Origin of the sequence: Luedemannella flava (assembly GCF_039528515.1) — a bacterium.
Taxonomy (GTDB): Bacteria; Actinomycetota; Actinomycetes; order Mycobacteriales; family Micromonosporaceae; genus Luedemannella; species Luedemannella flava.
In genome coordinates, this window is sequence record NZ_BAAALT010000054.1 from 1 (window position 1) to 23454 (window position 23454).

At 72.0% G+C, this 23454-nt stretch carries 24 protein-coding genes; 17 read left to right on the top strand and 7 right to left on the bottom strand.

The genetic code is table 11. The annotated features are described in order from the left end of the window. From ABD211_RS11095 to ABD211_RS11110, 4 genes are all read left to right on the top strand, one after another. Nucleotides 1-767 (top strand): DUF4352 domain-containing protein (locus ABD211_RS11095; protein ID WP_344129039.1); only part of this gene is annotated, 767 nt, incomplete at its 5' end. A gap of 67 nt (nt 768-834) precedes the next feature. Further along, the gene (dnaE, locus tag ABD211_RS11100; RefSeq protein ID WP_344129041.1) at nt 835-4368 is read left to right on the top strand and encodes a DNA polymerase III subunit alpha; all 3534 of its coding nucleotides are present in this window, start codon (nt 835-837) and stop codon (nt 4366-4368) included. Between the two features lie 96 nt (nt 4369-4464). Continuing rightward, nucleotides 4465-5184, top strand: coding sequence for a PP2C family protein-serine/threonine phosphatase (locus tag ABD211_RS11105; protein ID WP_344129043.1), 720 nt, complete (start codon nt 4465-4467; stop codon nt 5182-5184). Nucleotides 5185-5919: 735 nt separating this feature from the next. Continuing rightward, complete coding sequence (locus ABD211_RS11110; protein ID WP_344129045.1) at nt 5920-6858, top strand: DUF2567 domain-containing protein; 939 nt, start codon at nt 5920-5922, stop codon at nt 6856-6858. On the opposite strand, the gene ABD211_RS11115 is transcribed toward ABD211_RS11110, so the two are convergent. Continuing rightward, nucleotides 6798-7472, bottom strand: a complete 675-nt coding sequence (locus ABD211_RS11115) for an LON peptidase substrate-binding domain-containing protein (protein ID WP_344129047.1) — start codon at nt 7470-7472, stop codon at nt 6798-6800. The genes ABD211_RS11110 and ABD211_RS11115 overlap by 61 nt on opposite strands. Nucleotides 7473-7570: 98 nt before the next feature. Between ABD211_RS11115 and hisD the strand changes: the two genes are divergently transcribed. The 7 genes from hisD to priA are packed head-to-tail and all read left to right on the top strand — an operon-like array spanning nt 7571 to nt 12506. After that, nucleotides 7571-8878 (top strand): histidinol dehydrogenase, encoded by a 1308-nt coding sequence (gene hisD / locus ABD211_RS11120; protein ID WP_344129049.1) that lies wholly within the window; start codon nt 7571-7573, stop codon nt 8876-8878. Next, nucleotides 8875-10035: a histidinol-phosphate transaminase gene (locus ABD211_RS11125; RefSeq protein ID WP_344129051.1), complete on the top strand. Its 1161-nt coding sequence runs from the start codon at nt 8875-8877 to the stop codon at nt 10033-10035. Before hisD ends, ABD211_RS11125 begins: the two co-directional genes overlap by 4 nt. Next, nucleotides 10025-10645: an imidazoleglycerol-phosphate dehydratase HisB gene (gene hisB / locus ABD211_RS11130; RefSeq protein ID WP_344129053.1), complete on the top strand. Its 621-nt coding sequence runs from the start codon at nt 10025-10027 to the stop codon at nt 10643-10645. The genes ABD211_RS11125 and hisB overlap by 11 nt, the downstream gene beginning before the upstream one ends. Next, nucleotides 10642-10806 carry a hypothetical protein gene (locus ABD211_RS11135; RefSeq protein WP_344129055.1) on the top strand — a complete coding sequence of 55 codons (165 nt, stop codon included), beginning with the start codon at nt 10642-10644 and terminating at the stop codon, nt 10804-10806. Before hisB ends, ABD211_RS11135 begins: the two co-directional genes overlap by 4 nt. After that, nucleotides 10788-11414, top strand: a complete 627-nt coding sequence (hisH, locus tag ABD211_RS11140; RefSeq protein ID WP_344129057.1) for an imidazole glycerol phosphate synthase subunit HisH — start codon at nt 10788-10790, stop codon at nt 11412-11414. Before ABD211_RS11135 ends, hisH begins: the two co-directional genes overlap by 19 nt. Nucleotides 11415-11421: 7 nt before the next feature. After that, nucleotides 11422-11769, top strand: coding sequence for a hypothetical protein (locus ABD211_RS11145; protein WP_344129059.1), 348 nt, complete (start codon nt 11422-11424; stop codon nt 11767-11769). A gap of 11 nt (nt 11770-11780) precedes the next feature. Next, on the top strand, nt 11781-12506 hold the full coding sequence (priA, locus tag ABD211_RS11150; RefSeq protein WP_344129061.1) for a bifunctional 1-(5-phosphoribosyl)-5-((5-phosphoribosylamino)methylideneamino)imidazole-4-carboxamide isomerase/phosphoribosylanthranilate isomerase PriA: 726 nt from the start codon (nt 11781-11783) through the stop codon (nt 12504-12506). On the opposite strand, the gene trmB is transcribed toward priA, so the two are convergent. Beyond that, nucleotides 12507-13214, bottom strand: a complete 708-nt coding sequence (gene trmB / locus ABD211_RS11155; RefSeq protein ID WP_344129063.1) for a tRNA (guanosine(46)-N7)-methyltransferase TrmB — start codon at nt 13212-13214, stop codon at nt 12507-12509. It abuts the gene before it with no gap. A 59-nt stretch (nt 13215-13273) separates the two neighbouring features. On the opposite strand from trmB, the gene hisF reads away from it, so the two are divergent. The 3 genes from hisF to ABD211_RS11170 all read left to right on the top strand — a co-directional run bounded on the left by hisF (nt 13274) and on the right by ABD211_RS11170 (nt 16021). Next, nucleotides 13274-14035 (top strand): imidazole glycerol phosphate synthase subunit HisF, encoded by a 762-nt coding sequence (gene hisF, locus ABD211_RS11160; protein ID WP_344129065.1) that lies wholly within the window; start codon nt 13274-13276, stop codon nt 14033-14035. A gap of 70 nt (nt 14036-14105) precedes the next feature. Next, entirely contained in the window at nt 14106-14582 is a 477-nt protein-coding gene (locus tag ABD211_RS11165; protein WP_344129067.1) for a DUF6069 family protein, read from the top strand. Between the two features lie 140 nt (nt 14583-14722). Further along, nucleotides 14723-16021 carry a putative PEP-binding protein gene (locus tag ABD211_RS11170; RefSeq protein ID WP_344129069.1) on the top strand — a complete coding sequence of 433 codons (1299 nt, stop codon included), beginning with the start codon at nt 14723-14725 and terminating at the stop codon, nt 16019-16021. On the opposite strand, the gene ABD211_RS11175 is transcribed toward ABD211_RS11170, so the two are convergent. The 5 genes from ABD211_RS11175 to ABD211_RS11195 all read right to left on the bottom strand — a co-directional run bounded on the left by ABD211_RS11175 (nt 16018) and on the right by ABD211_RS11195 (nt 22127). Further along, nucleotides 16018-18315, bottom strand: a complete 2298-nt coding sequence (locus ABD211_RS11175) for a hypothetical protein (protein ID WP_344129071.1) — start codon at nt 18313-18315, stop codon at nt 16018-16020. The genes ABD211_RS11170 and ABD211_RS11175 overlap by 4 nt on opposite strands. Nucleotides 18316-18383: 68 nt before the next feature. Continuing rightward, on the bottom strand, nt 18384-19016 hold the full coding sequence (locus ABD211_RS11180) for a hypothetical protein (protein WP_344129073.1): 633 nt from the start codon (nt 19014-19016) through the stop codon (nt 18384-18386). 45 nt (nt 19017-19061) lie between these two features. Further along, nucleotides 19062-20885, bottom strand: coding sequence for an AMP-dependent synthetase/ligase (locus tag ABD211_RS11185; protein WP_344129075.1), 1824 nt, complete (start codon nt 20883-20885; stop codon nt 19062-19064). 177 nt (nt 20886-21062) lie between these two features. After that, on the bottom strand, nt 21063-21263 hold the full coding sequence (locus ABD211_RS11190) for a DUF397 domain-containing protein (RefSeq protein WP_425560394.1): 201 nt from the start codon (nt 21261-21263) through the stop codon (nt 21063-21065). Between the two features lie 21 nt (nt 21264-21284). Beyond that, on the bottom strand, nt 21285-22127 hold the full coding sequence (locus tag ABD211_RS11195; RefSeq protein WP_344129077.1) for a helix-turn-helix domain-containing protein: 843 nt from the start codon (nt 22125-22127) through the stop codon (nt 21285-21287). Between the two features lie 224 nt (nt 22128-22351). On the opposite strand from ABD211_RS11195, the gene ABD211_RS11200 reads away from it, so the two are divergent. The 3 genes from ABD211_RS11200 (at nt 22352) to ABD211_RS11210 (ending at nt 23439) form a co-directional block, all read left to right on the top strand. Next, nucleotides 22352-22549 (top strand): hypothetical protein, encoded by a 198-nt coding sequence (locus tag ABD211_RS11200; RefSeq protein ID WP_344129079.1) that lies wholly within the window; start codon nt 22352-22354, stop codon nt 22547-22549. Then, nucleotides 22546-22755, top strand: coding sequence for a hypothetical protein (locus ABD211_RS11205; protein ID WP_344129081.1), 210 nt, complete (start codon nt 22546-22548; stop codon nt 22753-22755). The genes ABD211_RS11200 and ABD211_RS11205 overlap by 4 nt, the downstream gene beginning before the upstream one ends. 129 nt (nt 22756-22884) lie before the next feature. Further along, entirely contained in the window at nt 22885-23439 is a 555-nt protein-coding gene (locus ABD211_RS11210; protein WP_344129083.1) for a helix-turn-helix domain-containing protein, read from the top strand. Nucleotides 23440-23454 lie beyond the last annotated feature (15 nt).

Consider the following 23454-nt stretch of genomic DNA (forward strand, 5'->3'; position numbering starts at 1 on the left):
CCCACGGCGCCGTACCGCCAGGCCCGCCCCACGGCGGCCCGCAGCCAGGGCCGCCCCACGGCGGCCCGCCGGGCGGCTACCCGCCCGGGGCCTATCCGCCCGGGGCCCCTCCGACGGGGAGCTATCCGCCCGTCCACCCGTACGGCGCGCAGCCGCCGGCGCCGGGCGAGCCCAAGAAGCAGCAGTGGTGGATCTGGCTGCTCGTCGCGCTCGGCGCGGTGCTGGTGCTGTGCTGCCTCGCCATCGGCGCGCTGTTCATCATCGCCGCCGGCGACGGCACGACGACGGCGACCGGCGGCCGACCCACCACGGGGGCGCCGACGACCCGGGGCGGCGCGCCGCTGCCCGCGGCCCCGGCCCGGCCGACGGCCGGCGAGATCGGCACGCCCGTCACCGACGGCGTGTTGCAGTTCACCGTCGTGGCCGTGAACTGCGGCCTGTCCGAGGTCGGCACGCAGGAGCGGCATGCCACCGCGGACGGGCAGTTCTGCGTGGTCAACCTCACCGTCCGCAATGTGGGGACGGAGTCGCGCCTGTTCAGCGACGTGTTCCAGCGGGCGTTCGACACCAAGGACACGGAGTACCGGGCGGACAGCCTCGCGGGCGGGTACGCCAACCGGGGGCACCGCGCGTTCTTCACCAAGGTCAATCCCGGCGACCAGCTGAGCGGCTCGATCGTCTTCGACATCCCGAAGGACACCACGTTGAAACGCGTGGAACTGCACGATTCGCCGGCCTCCACGGGGGTGAGCGTGGCCGTGTCGTAGCCACCGCGGCGCGTGCGTCCGGGCCGGGCGGACTAGGCTCGGGCGGTACCGCTGAAGGGAGGCGCGGGTGGCCGACTCGTTCGTCCATCTCCATGTCCACACCGAGTATTCGATGCTGGACGGAGCGGCGCGGCTCAAGCATCTGTTCAGCGAGGCGGCCCGGATGGGCATGCCGGCGCTGGCGATGACCGACCACGGCAACGTCTTCGGCGCGTACGACTTCTACAAGCAGGCCACGGCCGCCGGCGTGAAGCCGATCGTCGGCCTGGAGGCCTACCTCACGCCGGGCACCGACCGTCGCGACCGCACCCGGGTGCGCTGGGCCGACGGCGGCGAGAACGACGTCTCCGGCGGTGGGGCGTACACCCACATGACGATGCTGGCCGCGGACGCCGACGGCCTGCACAACCTCTTCCGCCTCGCGTCCCGGTCGAGCCTGGAGGGCTACTTCTACAAGCCCCGCGCCGACCGCGAACTTCTCCACGAGTACGCGAAGGGGCTCATCGCCACGACCGGTTGCCCGTCAGGGGAGATCCAGACCTGGCTGCGCATCGGCAACTTCGACAGGGCGGTCGAGTCGGCGGCGGAGTTCCGCGACATCTTCGGGGCGGACAACTTCTACCTCGAGCTGATGGACCACGGCCTCGGCATCGAGACCCGCGTCCGGGACGACCTGCTCAAGCTCGGCAAGGTCCTCAACCTCAAGCCCATCGCCACCAACGACCTGCACTACACGTACGCCGACGACGCGGACGCGCACGAGGTGCTCCTGTGTGTGCAGTCGGGCTCGACGCTGGCCGACCCGAAGCGGTTCAAGTTCGACGCGCGCGACTTCTACCTGAAGTCGGCCGAGGAGATGCGCGCGATGTGGGACGCGCAGGTCCCCGGCGCGTGCGACAACACCCTCGAGATCGCCGAGCGGATCGGTGACTACAAGACGGTGTTCGCCTCCCGCAACCTGATGCCGCAGTTCCCGGTGCCCGAGGGGCACAGCGAGGAGTCGTGGCTGCGCGCCGAGGTCATGCGGGGCCTGGAGATCCGGTTCCCGGGCGGCGTCCCCGAGGGCCACAAGCAGCAGGCGGAGTACGAGCTCAACGTCATCTGCCAGATGGGCTTCCCGGGGTACTTCCTGGTGACCGCCGACCTGGTCGCCTACGCCAAGCGCGAGGGCATCCGGGTCGGGCCGGGCCGAGGGTCTGCGGCCGGCGCCCTGATCGCGTACGCGCTGGGCATCACCGAGCTGGACCCGATCCAGCACAAGCTGCTGTTCGAGCGGTTCCTCAACCCCGACCGCGTCTCGATGCCCGACATCGACATGGACTTCGACGAGCGTCGGCGCGGCGACATGATCCGCTACGCCACGGAGAAGTATGGCGAGGCCCGCGTCGCCCAGATCATCACGTACGGCACCATCAAGGCGAAGGCCGCGATCAAGGACGCGGCGCGCGTACTCGGGTATCCCTTCGCGGTGGGCGACAAGATCACGAAGGCCATGCCCCCGCCCGTCATGGGCAAGGACATCCCGCTCAGCGGCATCTTCGACCCGGCCCACCCGCGCTACCCGGAGGCCGCCGAGTTCCGCGCGCTGTACGAGTCCGAGGCCGACGTCACGAAGGTCGTCGACACGGCGAAGGGCCTGGAGGGCCTCAAGCGGCAGTGGGGTGTGCACGCCGCCGGCGTGATCCTGTCCCGCGACCCGCTCGTGGACGTGCTGCCGATCCAGAAGCGCGAGCAGGACGGCGCCATCATCACCCAGTGGGACATGGGCGCCTGCGAGACCATCGGCCTGCTCAAGATGGACTTCCTGGGCCTGCGCAACCTCACGGTGATGGACGACTGCCTGGTCAACATCAAGGCCAACCGCGGCGAGGACCTGATCCTCGAATCGCTGCCGCTGGACGACAAGAAGGCGTACGAGCTGCTCGCGCGCGGCGACACGCTGGGCGTGTTCCAGCTCGACGGCGGCCCGATGCGTTCGCTGCTGCGCTCCATGGTGCCGGACAACTTCGAGGACATCTCCGCCGTCCTCGCGCTCTACCGCCCCGGCCCGATGGGCGCCAACGCCCACAACGAGTACGCCGACCGCAAGAACGGCCGCAAGCCGGTCGTGCCGATCCACCCGGAGCTGGCCGAGCCGCTCGCCGACGTCCTGGACGACACCTACGGCCTGATCGTCTACCAGGAACAGGTCATGGCGATCGCGCAGAAGCTCGCCGGGTACTCGCTCGGCGCCGCCGACCTGCTGCGCCGCGCGATGGGCAAGAAGAAGAAGGAGATCCTCGACAAGGAGTACGTCCCCTTCTCCGGCGGCATGCGCGAGAACGGTTACAGCGACGACGCGATCAAGACGCTGTGGGACATCCTCGTCCCGTTCTCCGACTACGCGTTCAACAAGGCCCACACCGCCGGGTACGGCCTGGTGTCGTACTGGACGGCGTACCTCAAGGCGAACTACCCGGCCGAGTACATGGCGGCGCTGCTCACGTCCGTCGGCGACGACAAGGACAAGTCGGCCGTCTACCTGGCCGAGTGCCGGCGCATGGGCATCAAGGTGCTGCCGCCGGACGTGAACGCGTCCTCGGCGCGGTTCACCTCCGTGGGTGACGACATCCGGTTCGGTCTCGCGGCCGTACGCAACGTCGGCGTGAACGTCGTCGAGTCGGTCATGCGCTGCCGCAAGGAGAAGGGCGCGTACACCGACTTCTACGACTACCTGCGCAAGGTCGACCAGGTGGCCTGCAACAAGAAGACCATTGAATCCATGATCAAGGCGGGCGCGTTCGACTCGCTCGGGCACACCCGCAAGGGCCTGCTCGCCGTGCACGCCGACGCGATCGACAGCATCCTGGACGTCAAGCGCAACGAGGCGGTCGGCCAGTTCGACCTGTTCGCCGACCTGCTCGGCGACGACCCGTCCTCGGGTGGCGGCGGGCTGTCCGTCACCCCGCCCATTCCCACGACCGAGTGGGACAAGGCCGACCTGCTCCTCTTCGAACGCGAGATGCTCGGGCTCTACGTGTCCGACCATCCGCTGCTCGGCCTGGAGGGCGTGCTCGCCAACGCGGCCGAGATGTCGATCTCGGCGCTCGCCGAGGAGGGCGTGGTCGGCGACGGCCAGATCGTCACCCTCGCCGGCATCCTCTCCGGACTCCAGCGGCGCATCACCAAGCAGGGCCGCGCGTGGGCGTCGGCCACTCTGGAGGATCTCGGCGGCGCCGTCGAGGTGCTGTTCTTCCCCAACACGTACGAGGTGGTGGGGGAGTACCTGGCCGAGGACGCCATCGTGGTCGTCAAGGGCCGGGTCGACCGCCGCGACGACCAGCCCCGCATGATGGCGATGGATCTTTCACTGCCGGACATCAGCCAGCCCGACGCCGGCCGGCCCGTGGTGGTGGCGTTGCCCAGCAACCGGTGCACGCCCCCGCTCGTGGACCGCCTCAAGGAGGTGCTCACGTCGCACCCAGGATCCGCCGAGGTCCACCTGCGGTTGCAGACCGGCAGCCGGGCGACCCTGCTGCGGCTCAACCCGCTGCGGGTGGCGCCGACGACGGCGCTCATGGCCGACCTGAAGGCCCTGCTCGGCCCTGGTGCGATTGGTTGATCGCGCGGTGACTCGCACGTTAACTGATCGCTCGGTAAAGTACGCTGGCCGCGGCCGACCGCGGCCTCGCCGGCGGAGAAGCCAGAGGTCCACCTGATGATCGCGGTTAGCTGGGGAGCGGCGACCGACGTCGGCAAGATCCGACAGGTCAACGAGGACAGTCTCGTGGCCAACGGACAGGTCTTCGTCGTCGCGGACGGAATGGGCGGGCACGCCGCCGGGGATGTCGCGAGTCAACTCGCCGTCGAGGCGTTCGACGGGCTCGCCGGCGACTGGTCCATCCGACCCGAGGCCGTCCTCAATGTCGTCGCCGACGCCAACGACTCCATCCTCGACGCCGCCCGCCTGGGCGAGGGCCGGGGCGGCATGGGCACCACGGTCGTGGGCCTCATCGCGGTCGAGGACGACGGACACGACTTCTGGTTCGCGTTCAACGTGGGTGACTCCCGGCTCTACCGCAGCTACCAGGGCGAGCTGGAGCAGGTGTCGGTCGACCACTCGCTCGTCCAGGAGCTCTACGAGGCCGGCGCGATCACCCAGGAGCAGCGCCGCGACCACCCGCGCGCCAACGTGGTGACCCGGGTGCTGGGCACCGACCCGACCCCCATGCCCGACTACTGGCTGCGCACGCCCCAGTCGGGCGAGCGCTACCTGCTCTGCTCCGACGGCCTGAGCAACGAGGTCCCCGACGACATCCTGGCCGCCACCCTGGCGGCCGGCGCCGACGCCCAGGCGACGGCCAACCACCTCGTCGAGCTGGCCCTCACCTCCGGCGGCCGCGACAACATCACGGCCATCGTCATCGACACCCACTGATCTTGAAATGTGCGGGCCCTGACGCGCCACTTTTCAAACAAATCGAACATATTGCCGCGTGGCGCTAGGTGAGTGCCCGTAGATCTTCGGGGATTTCGGTCGCCTCAACGACCAGAAATCCCGAAGATCCACTACGCGCCATTCATGTTTCGGGGCAAATCGGGCTTACCTTGCGGCGGTGAGGCAGGCGCCGCTCGCCGGCAGCGGGACATCACCAACTGCGCACATCTGGCGGGGAGTGGACGCCGCGAACGCGCCACATGCGCACCTTTGGCGGGTTCGCGTTGCCCGGACCTCGCCACATGTGCGCAGTCTGGCGAGGTAGCCGCCCCGATTCCCGCCAGGTGTGCACATGTGGCGAAGTGGCCATGCCGGAACTCCGCCAACTGTTCACATGTGGCGAGGTAGTCATGCCGGAACTCCGCCAACTGTTCACATGTGGCGGGGTGCCGCACTCCGAGCCCGCTAACAGTGCACATCTGGCGGGATGAAGCGCGGCCTCACCCCGCCCAGTTGTGCGCCTGTGGTGACGGGGGCTTCGCCGTGCGCCAACTGTGATCATCTGGCGGGGCGGACCGGGTGCTGCCCGGTAACTGTGGGCCTGTGGTGACGGAAGCGCGGTGGCGTCCGCCGGGAGAGCGATCCGTGGGGTGGGCGGAGGTGGGGTCGCTCGGGTGGGTGGGAGCTGAGCCGGGTCGGGTGTGCTGGCGGGCGGGGGCCTGAGAGGATCACGCGGTGACGTTTCCACCCACCGGTCCCGCAGAGCGGCACGACCCGTCCGACGGCTCCGGCGACGCGGGGCGCGCCGCCGAGAGCGACGCGCCGGTGGCTCCCCCGACGTGGGGTGCCCCCCAGGACGGTGGCGTCGCGGCGCCGGTTGCTGGCCAGCCCGATGCCGACGCGGGTCAGCCCGGCTACCCGGGTCAGCCCGGCTACGCAGTTCAGCCCGTCGGCTACGGGGTGTCGGGCGCGGGTGGTTACGAGGGGCAGGCCTGGGGGACGGGTGGGGACGGCCGGTGGGTCGCCACCGCGCCGGCGTCGGACTCGACGCCCCTGGCTGACGTGCTGGTGGGCGTACTCACCGGGGTTGTGGTCGCGGCGTTCGGCGCGCCGCTGGGGTGGCTGTGGGCGGCGCTCGCGCCGCGCATCCCGATTGTGCGGGTGGACGGCGGGTTCACCTATGCCGACGCGGAGCCGGAGCAGGTCATCGCGGCGGACGGGTGGTTCATGCTGCTCGGCGCGGGGGCCGGCATCCTGCTCGCGGTGATCGTGTGGCTGGCGCTGCGGCGCTGGCGTGGGCCGGTGCTGCTGGCCGGGCTGGTGCTCGGCAGCCTCGGCTCGGCATGGCTGGCCTGGTATGTCGGGCGGCACATCGGGCTGGCGGAGTTCGAGCGGCTGCGCGAGAGCGCGACCGTGGGGACGCGGCTGCTCGCGCCGTTGGGCCTGCGGGCCACGGACTTCGCGGCCGCCCATCCGTGGACGCCGAAGCTGACGGGCGTGCTGGCGGTCCAGGCGATGTTCGCGGCGTTCACCTATACGTGCTGCGCGGGGTGGTCGCGGTTCTCGTCGCTGCGCGGACCCGACCCCGAGCCGACCTACGCCTGGACGCAGGATCAGTTCGGGCCGGGCGTCACGGGCAGTTCGGACACCGGCAGTGGGACGGCCCGCACCTGACGCAGCAGGATGACCTCCCGCTGCAGGATGGCGAGCTCCGCGCGCAGCCGGGCGGCGGTCTCCGGCGCGGCCAGCAGGGCCTGCCGCTCGGTGAGCGTCAGTGACGCGGTCGCCGCGATGAGATGCGACAGCACGGTCGGGTCCTCGGGCAGCTGCTCGGCCAGCTCGGCCGCGTCGGTGCGCACCAGCGCCAGGTACGTCCGGAAGACCGCCAGCACGCGGGGCACCAGCGCCTCCGCCGCCGCGTCGTCGTCCGGTTCGGCGAGGTAGCTCACCCGGGCCCGCAGGTACGGCCCGTCGGCCCGGGCCACCTCGTCGATGGCGAACCGGCGCCTTCCCACGGTGACCAGGTCGAACCGGCCGTCGGGATGTTCGGTGACCTGGCGCAGCTCGGCGGTGCAGCCGATGTCGTGGAAGGTGACCGCGCCGGTGCCGCCCTCGACCTCCCACCCGGAGGAGATCGCCACCACACCGAACTCGCGCGGCGTCCCGTCGGGGACCGCGAGCAGGTCGCGGACGAGGGCCCGGTACCGCTCCTCGAACACGTGCAGGGGCAGGACCAGCCCGGGGAAGAGCACCGTGCCGAGGGGGAACAGGGGCAGGGCCGGGGTCACCCCCCGAGCCTAGGCGGCGCCCGCCCCGCCGTGTAGGGCGTTGTCCCGCCCGTTGGACCGTGTCGACCCGGCCAGGCGCCACGACTAGACTCGGCCAGGTGCTGACACGCCTCGACCTGCGGGGGACCCGGCCGTCGCCGAGATCCCTCCGCGGCATCCTTCCGCGCGCCGCCGTCGACGTCGCCTCCGTGCTCGCCACGGTGGAGCCGATCATCGCTGACGTCCGGCATCGGGGCGAGAACGCGGCCCACGACTACTCCGAGCGCTTCGACGGCGTGCGCCCCGCGCGCCTGCGCGTCGACCCGGCCGAGCTGACCCGCGCGCTGGCCGCCCTTGATCCCGATATCCGGGAAGCCCTCGAAGTGGCGATCGAGCGGGTCCGCAAGGTCCACGCCGAGCAGCGCCGCCCCGACGTCACCACCGAGGTGGTCCCCGGCGGCGTCGTGGTCGAGCGGTTCGTCCCGGTCACCAGGGTGGGCCTCTACGTCCCCGGCGGCCTGGCGATGTACCCGTCGAGCGTCGTGATGAACGTCGTGCCGGCCCAGGAGGCGGGCGTCGACAGCATCGTCGTGGTGAGCCCGCCGCAGAAGCCGACCGGCCTGCCCGACGAGCGGGTCCTCGCCGCCTGCGCGCTGCTGGGCGTCGACGAGGTCTACGCCGTCGGCGGCGCCCAGGCGGTCGCCGTGCTGGCGTACGGCGCGGGCGAGTGCGAGCCCGTCGACCTGATCACCGGCCCCGGCAACATCTACGTGACGGCGGCCAAGCGGGCTGTGCGCGGCGTCGTCGCCATCGACGCCGAGGCCGGCCCCACCGAGATCGCGATCCTGGCCGACGCGACGGCCGACCCCGTACACGTCGCGGCCGACCTGATCAGCCAGGCCGAGCACGACCCGTCGGCGGCCAGTGTGCTCGTGACCGACAGCGCCGAGCTGGCGGACGCGGTCGACGAGGAGCTGGCCCGGCAGGTGCCGCTCACCAAGCACTCCGGCCGCATCCAGACGGCGCTGACCGGCCCGCAGTCGGGCACCGTCCTCGTCGACGACGTCGACGCGGGCGTCGCGGTCGTCGACGCGTACGCGGCGGAGCACCTGGAGATCCAGACCCGCGAGGCGGGGGCGGTCGCCGCCCGGGTGCGCAACGCGGGCGCGATCTTCGTCGGGGCGTACTCGCCGGTGTCGCTCGGCGACTACTGCGCCGGGTCCAACCACGTGCTGCCCACGGGCGGCTGTGCCAGACACAGCGGCGGCCTGTCGACGCAGACGTTCCTGCGCGGCATCCACGTCATCACCTACGACGAGGCGGCGCTCGCCGACGTGGCCCGCCACGTCGTCACCCTCGCGGAGGCCGAGGACCTGCCCGCGCACGGCCAGGCGGTCACCGCGCGGCTGCGGGGCCAGGGCCGATGACCACACTGGACGATCTGCCGCTGCGGTCCGAGCTCAAGGGCCGTTCCCCGTACGGGGCGCCCCAGCTCGACGTCGAGGTCCGCCTCAACACCAACGAGAACCCGTATTCGCTGCCCGAGCCGGTCGCGGAGGCGGTCGAGCAGGCGCTCGCCGCCGTGCTGCGCGACCTCAACCGCTACCCCGACCGGGAGGCCGAGGCGCTGCGCGCCGACCTGGCCGCCTACCTGGGCGCGGCCACCGGGCACGACGGGCTCACGGGCGCCAACCTGTGGGCCGCCAACGGCTCCAACGAGGTGCAGCAGCAGTTGCTGCAGGTGTTCGGCGGGCCGGGTCACCTCGCGATGGGCTTCTCCCCGTCGTACTCGATGCATGAGATTCTGGCGGCCGGCACCGGGACGCAGTGGCACGACGCGCAGCGCGGCGCGGACTTCGCGCTGCGCCCGGAGAGCGCGTCGTCGCTGGTGCGGGTCTACCAGCCCGACATCGTGTTCCTCTGCTCGCCCAACAACCCGACCGGCACCGCGCTCGACCTCGAGGTGATCGAGTCCGTGGCGCGCGAGGCGCCGGGCGTCGTGGTGGTCGACGAGGCCTACGGCGAGTTCGCCCGCGAGGGCACGCCGAGCGCTGTGACGCTGCTGCCGAAGTATCCGCGGCTCATCGTCACGCGCACCATGAGCAAGGCGTTCGCCTTCGCGGGGGTCCGGCTGGGTTATCTGGCCGCCGACCCCGCGGTGGTCCAGGCCGTTCAGCTGGTACGCCTGCCGTACCACCTATCGGCGCTGACCCAGGCCGCCGCGCGCGCCGCCCTGGCGAACTCGCCGCTGCTGCTCGCCCAGGTCGAGGCGATCAAGACCGAGCGCGACCGCATCGTGGCCGGGCTGCGCGCGTTGGACCTGACGGTCGCCGACAGCGACGCGAACTTCGTCCTGTTCGCCACGCCGACGCGGGACCAGCAGGCCACCTGGCAGGCGCTGCTCGACCGCAGCGTGCTGGTGCGTGACGTGGGCCTGCCGGGCTGGCTGCGGGTGACGGCCGGCACGCACGACGAGACGACGTGGTTCCTCGAGGCGATGGCGGAAGTGGTCGCGGACCAACGGAACGCGGCACCGAAAGAGACTGTGACAGTGGGTCAGGAGAAGAGCAGCGATGAGTCGTAGCGCGACGGTGGAGCGGACCACCGCCGAGACCAAGATCCGGGTCGAGGTCAACGTCGACGGCACCGGCCGGCACGACGTCAGCACCGGCGTCGGCTTCTACGACCACATGCTCGCCCAGCTCGCCAAGCACGGCGGCCTGGACCTCACCGTCCGCACGGACGGCGACCTGCACATCGACGCCCACCACACGGTGGAGGACACCGCGCTCGCCCTCGGGTCCGCGCTGGCCCAGGCCCTCGGGGACAAGGCGGGGGTACGCCGTTTCGGCGACGCCCTGGTGCCGCTCGACGAGGTCCTCGTGCAGGCCGCCGTCGACCTGTCCGGTCGCCCGTACGTGGTGCACGACGAGCCGGCCACCCTGGCCCCGTTCGTGGGCGGCACCGGCCCGGTGTTCGCGACGAGCCTGACCCGCCACTTCTGGGAGTCGTTCGGCCACTCGGCGCGCGTCACGCTGCACGTCAACGTCGTGCGGGCCAGCCGCCCCGGCGCGCAGCCCGACGCCCACCACATCATCGAGGCCCAGTTCAAGGCCGTAGCGCGCGCCCTGCGCGACGCGGTACGCGTGGAGAACCCGGGCGGCGCGGTGCCCAGCACGAAGGGTGTGTTGTGAGCTCCGTGATCCCGATCCTGCTGCTCGGGTTGTCCGGGCTGCTGGTCGGTGGGCTGATCCAGCTGCGCACGAACGGCGCGGCCAGGTCGACGCTGTTCGTCATGGGCGCGCTCGCGCTGGTCGCGGCGGCGGGAGGGGTCCTGTGGCTGCTCCCCGAGTGACCATCCTCGACTACGGCTCGGGCAACCTGCGCTCGGCGCAGCGCGCCCTCATCCGGGCCGGCGCCGACGTGACCGTCACCCCGGACCTGGCCGCCGCCGAGGCTGCCGACGGCCTGGTCGTGCCCGGCGTCGGGGCGTACGCGGCGTGCATGGCCGGCATCGACGCCGTCGGCGCCGCGCCGGTCATCGCCGCGCGGGTCGCGGCGGGCCGGCCGGTCCTGGGCATCTGCGTGGGCATGCAGATCCTGTTCGCCTTCGGCGAGGAGCACGGGGTCGTCACCAAGGGCGTGGGCCTGGTGCCCGGTGGCGTGGTGCGGTTGGAGGCCGACGTGGTCCCGCACATGGGCTGGAACACGGTCACCCCGCCGCCCGGCAGCCTGCTGTTCGACGGCGCCGACGCGGACACCCGGTTCTACTTCGTCCACTCGTACGCCGCGCGGCCCGGTCCGGCGCTCGCCGAGGCCGGCGTGGCGGTGACGACGGCGAACCATGGCCAGGACTTCGTCGCGGCCGTCGAGGTGGGCAGCCTGTGCGCCACCCAGTTCCACCCGGAGAAGTCCGGCGACGCGGGCGCCCGCCTGCTCGCCAACTGGGTGCGCTCGCTGTGAACCCGCGGTGAGCAAGGAGCGGGCGAAGCGGCGGGCGGAGCGGGAGGCCGAGGAGGCTGTCCAGCGCGCCCGTCGTGCGCGGCAGGTGGCGCGCCGGGCCCGGTGGCGGTCGCTGCGGCGGTCGCTCGCGCCGCGTACCCTTTACCGGCGGATCGTGCCGGACCGGCGCACCGGCCGGATGTTGCCCCGACGCAGTGGCGGCGAGCGGCTGGTGATCACCACGATGACCGTGCTCGCGCTGGCGGCGGTCTGGCTCATGCTGGACTCGTGGGCGGTGCGCATCGCGCTGACGCTGCTCGCGATTGTGGCCGTGCCGGTGCTGGTCGTGATCTTCTTCGGCCGCCGGACCCATTGAAAGGTAAGCACATGACGTTGCAGTTGCTCCCGGCGGTGGACGTCGCCGACGGCCAGGCCGTGCGCCTGGTGCAGGGCGAGGCGGGCTCGGAGACCGGGTACGGCGACCCGCTGGAGGCGGCGCTGGACTGGCAGCGCGGCGGCGCTGAGTGGATCCACCTGGTCGATCTCGACGCGGCGTTCGGGCGCGGCTCCAACGCGGCGCTGCTCGCCGACGTGGTCAAGCGCCTCGACGTGAAGGTCGAGCTGTCCGGCGGCATCCGTGACGACGAGTCGCTGCGGGCCGCGCTCGCCACCGGCGCGACCCGGGTCAACATCGGCACCGCCGCCCTGGAGGACCCGGTCTGGTGCGACCGCGTCGTCGCCGAGTACGGCGACCGCGTGGCCATAGGGCTCGACGTGCGCGGCCGCACGCTCGCGGCGCGCGGCTGGACCCAGGACGGCGGCGACCTGTTCGAGGTGCTCGACCGGCTCAACAAGGCCGGCTGCGCCCGCTACGTGGTCACCGACATCCGCCGCGACGGCACGATGACCGGTCCGAACCTGGACCTGCTGCGCGAGGTGTGCGCGCACACCGACGCCCCGGTGATCGCGTCGGGCGGTGTGTCCACCCTGGACGACCTGCGCGCCCTGGCCTCGCTGGAGTCGGTCGGCGTCGAGGGCGTCATCACCGGCAAGGCGATCTACGCGGGCGCGTTCACCGTACCCGAGGCGCTCGCGGTCCTCGCCAACCCGTGATCAGGGCCGGCGGGCGAAGGCGAAGTCGGCGATCTGCCGGCCGGCCGCCAACGCCCGCCGCTCGAACACCGTGACGGGCCGGGTCGCCAGCCGGGGCGCCGCGCCGTCGTGCAGGTTGTGCAGCGTCGGCTCGGCGCTGAGCACCTCGAGCATCTGCTCGGCGTAGTCGGCCCAGTCGGTGGCGCAGAGCAGGTGTCCGCCCGGTGCGAGGCGGTCGGCCAGCAGCGCCACCGCCGCCGGCTGCACCAGGCGCCGCTTGTGGTGGCGGGCCTTGGGCCACGGGTCCGGGAAGAAGACGTGCACGGCCGCGAGGCTGGCCGCCGGCAGGCAGTCGCGGACCAGGTCGAGCGCGTCGCCCCGCACGGCCCGCAGGTTGGTCAGCCCTCGGTCCTCGATCTCGGTGAGCACCCGGCCCAGCCCCGGCGTGTGCACGTCGACGGCAAGGTAGTCGCGGTCGGGGTCGGCCGCCGCCATGGCCACCGCCGCGTCACCCATCCCGCAGCCGATCTCCAGCACGACGGGGGCGACCCGGCCGAAGACCGCGGCGGGGTCGACCGGGCGGCGCAGGTCCGCGTCGGCGGGGATGTCGAGGCCGAAGTCCGGCCAGAGCCGCTCCAGCGCCTCCGCCCGCCGCGTGCCCGTCCGGCCCCGACGGGGGTGGAACGTCCGGATCCGGCTGTGGTGCTGGGCGTCGAGGGGGATGGTCACGCCCGTAACGATACCCAGCGGCCCGGGGTGCACCGGGAGCGTCGACTACCCTGCTCTGCATGACCGTCGCGGTGCGTGTGATCCCCTGTTTGGACGTTGACGCGGGGCGGGTGGTCAAAGGGATCAACTTCCTGGACCTGCGCGACGCCGGCGACCCGGTCGAGCTGGCCGCCGTCTACGACGCCGCCGGCGCCGACGAGGTCGTCTTCCTCGACGTGACCGCTTCCTCCGACGCGCGCGCCACGATGCTCGACGTGGTCTCGCGCACGGCCGAGAGCGTGTTCATCCCGCTGACCGTCGGCGGCGGCGTCCGCTCGGTCGGCGACGTGGACACCCTGCTGCGCGCCGGTGCCGACAAGGTCGGCGTGAACACGGCGGCGATCGCCCGCCCCGAGCTGATCGCCGAGATCGCCGACCGGTTCGGCAACCAGGTGCTCACCCTGTCCCTGGACGTACGCCGGGCCGACGGGCCGCCGAGCGGCTTCGAGGTGACCACGCACGGCGGCCGGCGCGGGACGGGTATAGACGCCGTCGGGTGGGCCGCGCGGGTGGCCGAGCTGGGCGCGGGGGAGATCCTGCTGAACTCGATGGACCGCGACGGCACCAAGGACGGTTTCGACATCGAGCTGATCCGCGCGGTGCGCGAGGTCGTGGACATCCCGGTGATCGCCAGCGGCGGCGCGGGCGCGGTGGCGGACTTCCCGCCGGCGGTGTCGGCCGGCGCCGACGCGGTCCTGGCGGCCAGCGTCTTCCACTTCGGCGAGCTCAGCGTCGGCGCCGTCAAGGACGAGCTGCGGGCGGCGGGTCACCCGGTGCGCTGACGTCCACGCCGTTGCCCGATTCGGGCCATATCGGCTCTATCGGGCGCTTACGGTGGAGCCGGGGTGAGTCATGGCGACGTATGGAACCGGTCCGGTACCACCGCGCGGCGGGGTCGACCCGGGCCGGCTGTGGGCCGGCGGGATCGCGGCCTCCCTGGTGGCCGGCGGCGTGGCCGCCGTCGGGTACCTGTTCGTGCGCGGGGTGCTGGACATCCCGATGCTCAGCGCCCGCCCGTCGGGCAGGGTCGTCGAGCCGTCGCTGCTCAGCTACGCGGCGCTGGCCGTACTCGCCGGGATTCTCGCGACCGGGCTCGCCTACGTGCTGGTGCTGACCACCCCGCGGCCGCACGTCTACTTCGGTTGGATCATCGGGCTCGCCACGGCCGCCGCGATGCTCGTACCGCTGTCGCTCGACCAGTCACTGGCCAGCCAGCTGGCCACGGCGACCGTCAACCTCGCTGTCGGAATCACGATCGGGGTTCTCGTGAGTACGGCCGTCGGGGCGAGCCGACGGCGTGTTCCGCCGGTCTACGACCCCCTCGCCTGAGCCGCCGTCGGAGTCCTGTCCGAGGTCAGCCACCCGGGCGGGGGAGCGCTTTCTGGGTTCGGCGGCCTACGCTGGTGCGGCCGTCGCCGAACCGTCCGAACAAGGAGTACCGTGCCCGCCCGATTCGTCCTTTCCGTGCCATGAGCGACGTGGGCCGTGAGGTCTTCCACGGGCAGCCGGGCGCGCCGGGCGTCGCGCTGGGCCGGATCCACCGTGCGAGCCGACCCGGCGGGGACACGGACGTCCCCGGCGGCCCTCTCATCGTGACGGCCATCGAGGTGACGGCGGACGACCTGCTCATGACACCCGGGGACGTGGCCGGCGCCGCGTCCGTCGTCGGCGGCGCCACGGGCCACGCGGCCACCGTGGCGCGCGCCCTGGGCATCCCCATCGTGTTCGGCCTGCCCGGTGAGGCGCTGGCCGTGCCGGACGGCGTCGAGGCGCTGCTGGACGGCGCCACGGGCCGGCTGACGGTCGCACCGGGCATGCTCGACCGGGCGGAGGCCCGCGACGCGATCCAGCGGGCCCGGCTGCGCCGGGGCGTCCTCGCCGAGGCGCGCACCCTGCCCACGGTCACCCTCGACGGGCACCCCGTGGGCCTGCAGGCGAACGTGGGCAGCGCCGCCGACGCGGGCGCCGCCGTGGTCACGGCCGCCGAGGGGGTCGGCCTGGTCCGCACGGAGCTGCCGTTCCTGTCGGCCGCCCGGTGGCCCACGGTCGACGAGCACCTGGACCACCTGGTCCCGGTGCTGCGCCCGCTCGCCGGGCTGCCGGTGACCGTCCGCACGCTCGACTTCGCCGACGACAAGCTGCCGCCGTTCCTGGCGGCCGGCCTGTCCGGGCGGCTCGGCCGGGGCCTGCCGCTGATGCTGGCGGCGGCGGAGGCGTTCAGCGACCAGTTCGAGGCCGTCCTGCGCGCGGCGGCCGAGGCGGACGTGCAGCTCAGCGTGATGATCCCGATGGTGGCGGACGTGTCCGAGCTGCGCGCCTGCCGCAAGCTGCTGGAGGCCGCGGCCGCCGCGGTCGGCGTGCCGGCCCCGCCGCTGGGCGCCATGATCGAGTTGCCCGAGGCGGTGGAGTCCGTCGAGGAGATCGCCGCCGAGGCCGACTTCCTCTCGCTGGGCACCAACGACCTGACGGCCGCGATCCTCGGCATCGACCGGCGCGACCCGGCGCTGACCGCGCGCCGCACCGCCGACCCGCCCGTGCTGGCCGCGATCGCGCAGGTCTGTGCGGCGGGCCGGGGCGCCGACATCCCGGTGACCGTCTGCGGGGACGCCGCCGCAGACCCGTGGGTGGCGCCGCTGCTCATCGGCGCCGGGTGCACCGCGCTGTCGGTCACCCCGGCCGTACTCGACGAGGTGCGGGCCCTGATCCGCGGCCTGGACTTCGACGACGCCCTGAGCCGCGCGGACGCCGTTCTCGAGAGCTGCGACTAGCCCGGCATCCGGTAGATCGCCACCCGGCCGTTGTCGAAGACCTTGGCAGCCAGGGAAGCGAGCCCCTCGGACTCGGGCCCGTCCGCCGACGTGTGGTCCGCGAGCAGCCACCGCACCCCGTGTGTGTCCCGCAGCGCCGCGAGCCCGTCGGCGGTCGGCGCCGCGAACGCCGCGTCGTTGAGGGCGAGCAGCTCGTCGTCCCAGAACGGCGTGTAGACGCCCGTGGTGAAGGCCCCCGCCGCGGTCGCGCGCGGCGCGAACAGCCAGCCCTCGACAAGCACCCGGCGCTCCGCGTACGCCGAGATCCAGAACGAGCGGGAGTCGCAGGCGCCGGACGCCGTCCGGTAGAGGCAGTGCGCGTTCGTGGCGACGACGTCGTCCGGGTCGCTGTGGTCGCGTAGCCAGCGGGCCGCCTCGACCCGGCTCGCCGGCAGCCCCACCGGGGCGTAGCCGCCGCCGTTCGGGTGCGACCACCCGGTGCGCGCCTCCATGACCAGGCCCGGCGCCCCCGCGAGCAGCACCGCCGTGAGCAGCACGAAGCCGCCCCGGCCCCGCAGGTCGCGCAGCGGACCGGTGGCCACCGCCCGCCACCACAGGCCGGCCACGGCGGCGACGATCGCGAGCACCAGCAGCCAGCTCAGCGCCGGCACGAGCGGCCCGAACGCGCCCGCCGCGGCGGTCTGGTCGGCGGCGTAGGTGAACTGAGCCCACAGCAGCCCGAGGCAGACAAGCGCGGCGCCGAAGGCGAGCCAGCCGCGCCACTGCCGCGCCGCCGCGCCGGAGCCCGCGAGCCCGGACCGCTCGGCGGCCAGCACCCAGCCCCACGCCGACGCGACCACCCCGAACATCCAGCCGGCCCGGATGAAGTACTGGTTGGCGTCGCCGGGGTGCGCGAACACCAGATACGCCCCGATGCCGGCCAGCATCCCACCGGTGAGCAGCACCTCCGCGTCGCCGAGGCGTCGCCCGCGCAGCCGCAGCAGCACGGGCAGCCCGGCCAGCCGCAGCAGCATGACCGCGGTGAACGCGAGCGCGATGCCCGCGACGGCCGCGGCCCCGCCGCCCTCGGGGAAGAACCGGTCCGGCCCCCACAGCGGCCGCACCGTCATGCCGTGCGTCTCGAACGCGAACAGCACCGCGTTGCCGAACACCTGCGCGGCCACCCCGATGCCGGACGCGGCGGCCACCTCCCACCCGATCCGCCGGCGGGTGACCAGCCGCCAGGCGCCCAGCACCGCGAGCCCGCCGAGCGCCACCGGCAGCGAGCTGGCCTTGGCCCCGACGGACGCGACCGCGAGCAGCGTGAACAGGACCCACCCGCCGCGACCCAGCGCCGGCACGCGGTGCTCAGGTCCGCGGGCCACCAGGTCCGCGAGCACGCCGACGACCGCGATGAGCAGCACCCAGGAGTACGTCATCGACTGGCTGCTCCAGACGATGAACGTGGCGATCGTGCCGAACGGGAAGGTAACCGGGTCCGCGAAGCCGAACTCCCCGACCGTGAAGGTGAGCGCGGCGGCGCCCACCCCGACCCACGCCCGGCCGCTGACCCGCCAGCCGGTGACCACGAGCGCCACGATGGCGAGCAGGCACAGGGCGGGCACGTCGAGCCGGAACACGACGGCGGTCAGGTCGACGCCGCTGACCAGCGAGGCCATGGCCTGATGCGCGAACGCGAACACGTGGTAGTGCAGCGGCTCCCCGGCGACCTGCGGCACGTGCATGGGGAAGTGGTGCTTGGCCTCCCCGGCCAGCGACAGCTGGAACGGCAGGTCGACGTACAGCGCCTGATCCTCGCCGCCGGGCACGATCGGCGTCGGTCGCAGGAACACCACCCAGAGGTACGCCAGGAAGCCCGCCCCCACGGCCGCGACCGCCCAGGCCACGGCCGCCGGCACGGGCGTGTACCCGCGCACCCGCCAGTGCCCCCGCAGCCGCGGCACGGCGACGAAGGCGGCCACGACGCCGAGCGGCCAGGCCCACAGCCAGGACCGCAGGCCGGCCGCCGAGAGCGCGGCCCAGGCGCCGATCTCCAGCGTGAGCCCGGTGACGGCGCCGTAGGCGAGGTCCTCCAGCAGCGTGTGCGGCGTCCGCCGCAGGGCCCGGAACACCAGCGTGCCGGGCAGCACCACGGCGTACGCCAGATAGCCGGCGTACCGGGCGATGTCCCCCCACGGCGTGTGCCCGGCCCGCAGGGCGACCACCGCGACCACGGCCAGGAACACCGCCGCCGGCCAGGCCGGCGCGCCCGCCCGCGCGGTCCGTGTGGGCTGGTCAACGGTCAGTGCGCTCACCGCAGGGACCGTACCGGAGATCCGTCAACGAGCGGGGGCGGCCGGACCACCGGCCGCCCCCGCGTCGCTCACTGCTGCGGCGGTGGGGGCGGCGGGGCCGCCTGCCCGCCCGGGTACTGGTCGGCCGGGAACGCCTGGGTCGGCGCCACCGGGTAGGTCGGCGCGGCCGGAGCGGCCGGCTTGCGCAGGTTGGGCAGCGGCAGCAGCCCGCCGACGCCGAAGTGGTTGAGGAACGCGCCGACCGCGGCGGCGAGCGCCCCGATCAGCATGAACGCCCCGCCCCACGAGAACGAGATGTAGACCGTCTTGCGCGACAGCGCGTACCCCAGCATGACCAGGAACGCGAACAGCGCGATGCCGACGGCGAGCTGACCGGGCTTGAAGCCGAGGACCTCCCGGTCGGGCGACCAGAACTTGCGGCTCAGGCCGAGGCCGATGAGCAGCAGACCGGCCGCGACCACGAACAGCGTCAGCGGCACCATGAAGAGCTGCAGCGACCAGGCGTTCCACCAGTCGTCGTAGCTGTCGCCGCGGCCGAACACCGACGGCGTACTGGAGGAGATGAACGGCGCGAACGAGAACAGGAAGATCAGCGCACCACCGCCGATCAACAGGGCGTCGCCCAGCGTCAGGGGCCAGTCCAGCGCGGGTCGCGCCCCGCCGCCCGGCGCGGGCGGCGGGGTCGGGTCGCTCGGTTGCATGAGGGGATGTCCTCCACTGAATCGGGTGGGCGGCCGCCCACCCCGTCAGATCTGGGCGACCGTGCCTTCGTACATCGACTCGATCTCCTGCGCGAAGCTGGCCTCGACCACCCGGCGCTTGATCTTCAGCGAGGGCGTCAGCTCACCGTCGGCGATGGACAGATCGCGCGGCAGGATCGAGAACTTCTTAATCGTTTCCCAGCGGTTGAGCTTCTCATTCAACTGGTCCACATAGCCAGCCACCACCGCCTGGGTCGCGGGCGCCGCGACGAGCTCGGCGTACGGCTTGCCCTCCAGGTCGGTGCCCTTGGCCCAGGTGGCCAGCGAGTCCGGGTCGAGCGTGACGACCATGGTGCAGTAGTTGCGCGCCTGGCCGATCACGATGGCCTGCGAGACGAGCGGCGCCAGCGACTTGAACAGGCCCTCGATGTGGCTCGGTGCGACGTACTTGCCGCCCGAGGTCTTGATGAGGTCCTTCTTCCGGTCGGTGATCCGCAGGTAGCCGTCGGCGTCGATCTCGCCGATGTCGCCGGTGCGGAAGAAGCCGTCCTCGGTGAACGCGGCGGCCGTCTCGTCGGGCAGGTTGTGGTAGCCGCGCATGACCGGCACGCCGCGCAGCAGCACCTCACCGTCGGTGTCGATCTTCGCCTCGAGGTCGCCGAGCGCCTGGCCGACCGTGCCGATACGCAGCCCGCCGGGGCGGTTGACGAAGTTGCCGGCCGACGACTCGGTGAGGCCGTACCCCTCCAGGATCGGCAGGCCGGCCGCGGAGAAGAACTCCGAGATCTGCGGGCTCAGCGGCGCCGAGCCGGAGACGAGCACCCGGATGCGCCCGCCGAGACGGGCCTGCAGCTTGGAGAAGACGAGCTTGGTGGCGATCGCGTGCTTGCGCGCCAGGCCGGCGGGCACCGGCTTGCCGGCCTGCTCCAGCGCGACCTTGGCCTTGCCGGTGCGCACGGCCCAACCGAAGATCTTGGCCTTGAGCCCGCCCGCGGAGGTGCCGTTGGTGACCGCGGCGTTGTAGACCTTCTCGAACACGCGCGGCGCCGAGCACAGCAGCGTGGGCTGGACCTTCGCGAGGTTCACCACGAGCTTGTCCACGCGGCCGTCCACATAGGTCTTCACGCCCGCGTGCAGCACGCCGCAGAGCAGCGTCTTGCCGAACGAGTGCGACAGCGGCAGCCACAGGTACTGCAGGTCGTCGGCGCGCAGCAGGTCGACGTCGGCCTGCGCCACGCCCTCCCAGACCCAGCCGCCGTGCAGCAGTTCGACGCCCTTGGGTCGGCCGGTCGTGCCGGAGGTGTAGATGAGGGTGGCCAGATCGTCCGGACCGATCTCCTCGACGAGGTTGGCGACGAGGTCGGGCTCCGCGGCGAGGGCGGCGGCGCCGTCGGCCTCGATCCGGGCCAGCGAGAGTACGGGCACGGACGCGTCGGCCGTGGGCTCGCCGTCGATGATGATGATGTGCGTCAGCTCGGGCAGGTCGGCCCCGGCCACCTTGGCGGCCTGGTCGTTGTTCTCTGCGATGAGCACCTTGGAGCCGGAGTCGGCGAGGATGAACGCCGCGTCCTCGGGCTCGGTGGTGGGGTAGACGGTCGTCGTCGCGGCGCCCGCGCACATGACGCCGAGGTCGGCGAGCACCCACTCCAGGCGGGTCGAGGCCAGGATGGCGACCCGGTCCTCGTGGCGCACGCCGAGCTGGCGCAGCCCGGCGGCGATGGCGGTGGCACGCGTGCCGACCTGGGCCCAGTTCAGCCAGCCGATCCCGTCGTCAGCCGTGGGATAGCCGAGGGCGTCCTTGTCGGGCGTCGAGGCGACGCGCTGGAGGAACATGTCCGGGATCGACCGGTATGGGAGGGCCAACGTCATCGGGGGCATCCTTAGGTTTCACCTCGCGTGATTGTCGTCACGCTCTCGATGGGTCCCTGCAGGGTAGGGCCTTGATGCCCGCTCGGACCACCCCTTGATCATTGCGATTTCCTGGCCGGTAACAACGCGGCTCCCCGTCGCCCGGTCGGGCGACGGGGAGCCGAATGCGTGCCCCGGTCAGCGCAGGTCGAACTCGCCGGCGTTGATCGCGGAGATGAACGTGACCCAGGAATCACGGGAGAAGACCAGCGGGGTCACATCGAGATTCTTCGAATCCCGGACGGCTACGCTCACGCCGTCGGCCGCCACCTCGACGCAGTTGCCGTTGCCGGCCGACCGCGTGCTCTTCGTCCAGGCTCCATTCAGATCCAGGCTCACTATTGTTTCTCCTCGTACAATTCAGGTTTGTTGAGCGATCCTCGCGATAAACGCTGAGGAATCCGAGATGCTGAGTGCCGTGTCCATGATCCGGTCGAACCGGACCATGCATCGGTGCAGGTCCTCCTCCTTTTCAATGTAAAGGTTTCCTGCCTGCGTCTCGGCGTACGCCACGGGTGAATGCAGACGTTCGGGAAACTCGAATATCGCTAACGATCCGAGTTGGCCCGGATATGCGCCCGCCTCATAGGGAACGACCTGCAGAGTGACATGACGCGGCAGGGAGAGGAGACTTTCCAGCTGCGCGCGCATAACCTCGGGGCTGCCCACGGGACGGCGGAGGGCGGCCTCGTCGAGGATGACCTGTATGGCGGGGGGATCATCGCCGAGCACGAGCTGCTGCCGCGCGTGACGGATGCGCCATTGTCGGTCGGCGTCGGCCAGTTCCGGCTGCGCCGCCCGGATGAGTTCGGTCGTGTACTCGCGGGTCTGCAGGAGCCCGTACACGATGGTGGGTTCGAAAACGCTGATGCTGGTGGCGGCGCTCTCCATGCCGAGCAGGGTGGCGAAGGGCGTGGGGAGCTGGCCGAAGGTTGACCACCAGCCGCGTTGCTTGCCGAGACGTTGCAGTTCCAGGAGCTCCGTGCGTAAGGGATCCTCTGTCGCGTCGTACGCGTCGAGCATCGCGAGGAGTTCCGCGCGCACGATGCCCACATCGCCGGCCTCGATCTTTTGGATCTTGCTAACCGAGCAGCCGAGCCGCTTGGCCATCTCGGCCTGTGACAGGTCCGCTTCGTCGCGCAGCCGGGCAAGCTGCTCGCCGAGTTGCCATCGTGGAATGGTCGGACCGATCGGCTTCGGCATGGGCCTCTCCTTCCGGGCACAGTCTCGTGTTCTGGACGACGGGGAGCAAGCAGGGCGGGAGGGAATCGCGTGGCGAAATCGCCCGATCGCGCTGCGTGAGGCAAACTTATGCCATAACGTTGACGCATAGCGTTGCTGACATCACCTTTAGTGGCGACAGATCGGAGACACCCATGCTGACCGGGGGCGATGGACTAGCCGAACCGCGACGGGACCCCCACCGGATGAACCGCGACCTCTCCGTGCCACTGTCGTCACTGGCCTCCCGGGCCGACGTCGCCCAGGCACGCGACATCCTCGACATCCACGCCGCCCGCCCGGTCGTCCGCCGGGTCTGCATCGACTGCGGGGCCGAGTGGCCCTGTCCGGACGCGCTCTACGCCATGCTCATCACGGGCACCACGCCGGAGAGTCGAACATGATCAGCGACCACCCGCTCTCCGAGCTGACGTACTCGCAATATTCGGCCGAGCGGCTGGCCGCCGCGCGGCGGGTCCTCACGGCCCACACCGAGGTCTCCTGGACCGGCTGCTGCCGGGCCTGCGGTCGACCCGCCCCCTGCGACATGCGGATCGCGGCGCACAAGGTCCTCAGCTCCGCCGGTCGGGCCGCCGTCGCCGGTCCGTGACCGGAAGGGGTAGTCAACGGGTGCCGTTGCGGTGCGCTTTGGCGGTCGCGAGTGGGCTTGAGGGCTGGCCTGTCGGGGTTGTCAGACCCGTCTGGGACGCTCGGGAACGGTGCGGTGGGAGGTGCGGGTATGACGATTCAGGCGTACCGGTTCGCTCTCGACCTGACCCCCAGCCAGGAACGGGCGGCCCTGGCCCACGCGGGTGCGGCACGGGTTGCCGACAACTGGGCGTTGGCGCGGGTGAAAGCGGTCATGGATCAGCGGGCGGCGGAACGGTCGTACGGGATCGCGGATGACCAGCTGACGGAGTCGATCTCGTGGACGTTGCCGGGGTTGCGGCGGGCGTGGAACGCCGCCAAGCAGGAGGTTGCCCCGTGGTGGCGGGAGTGTTCGAAGGAAGCGTTCAACACCGGGTTGGATGGGTTGGCGCGCGCCTGCAGCACCTGCGGCATGGTCCTTGACCGCGACCACAATGCCGCGCGAAACCTCGCCGCGCTCGCGGTAAAGGTCACCACCGCCGGGAGTGGCCCGGTGGCAGCACGTGGAGCCGACCAGAAGACCGCCTACGCGGGCAGGTGGCTACGAACCGTGAACCCGGCACGGCAACCGCCGATCAGACCGGGACCGTCCCACCGCAAGGCAGGACTACCGATCGTGTGCCCGCTAAAGCGCACTGAAAGGTAACGGGTAGGTTCTTCT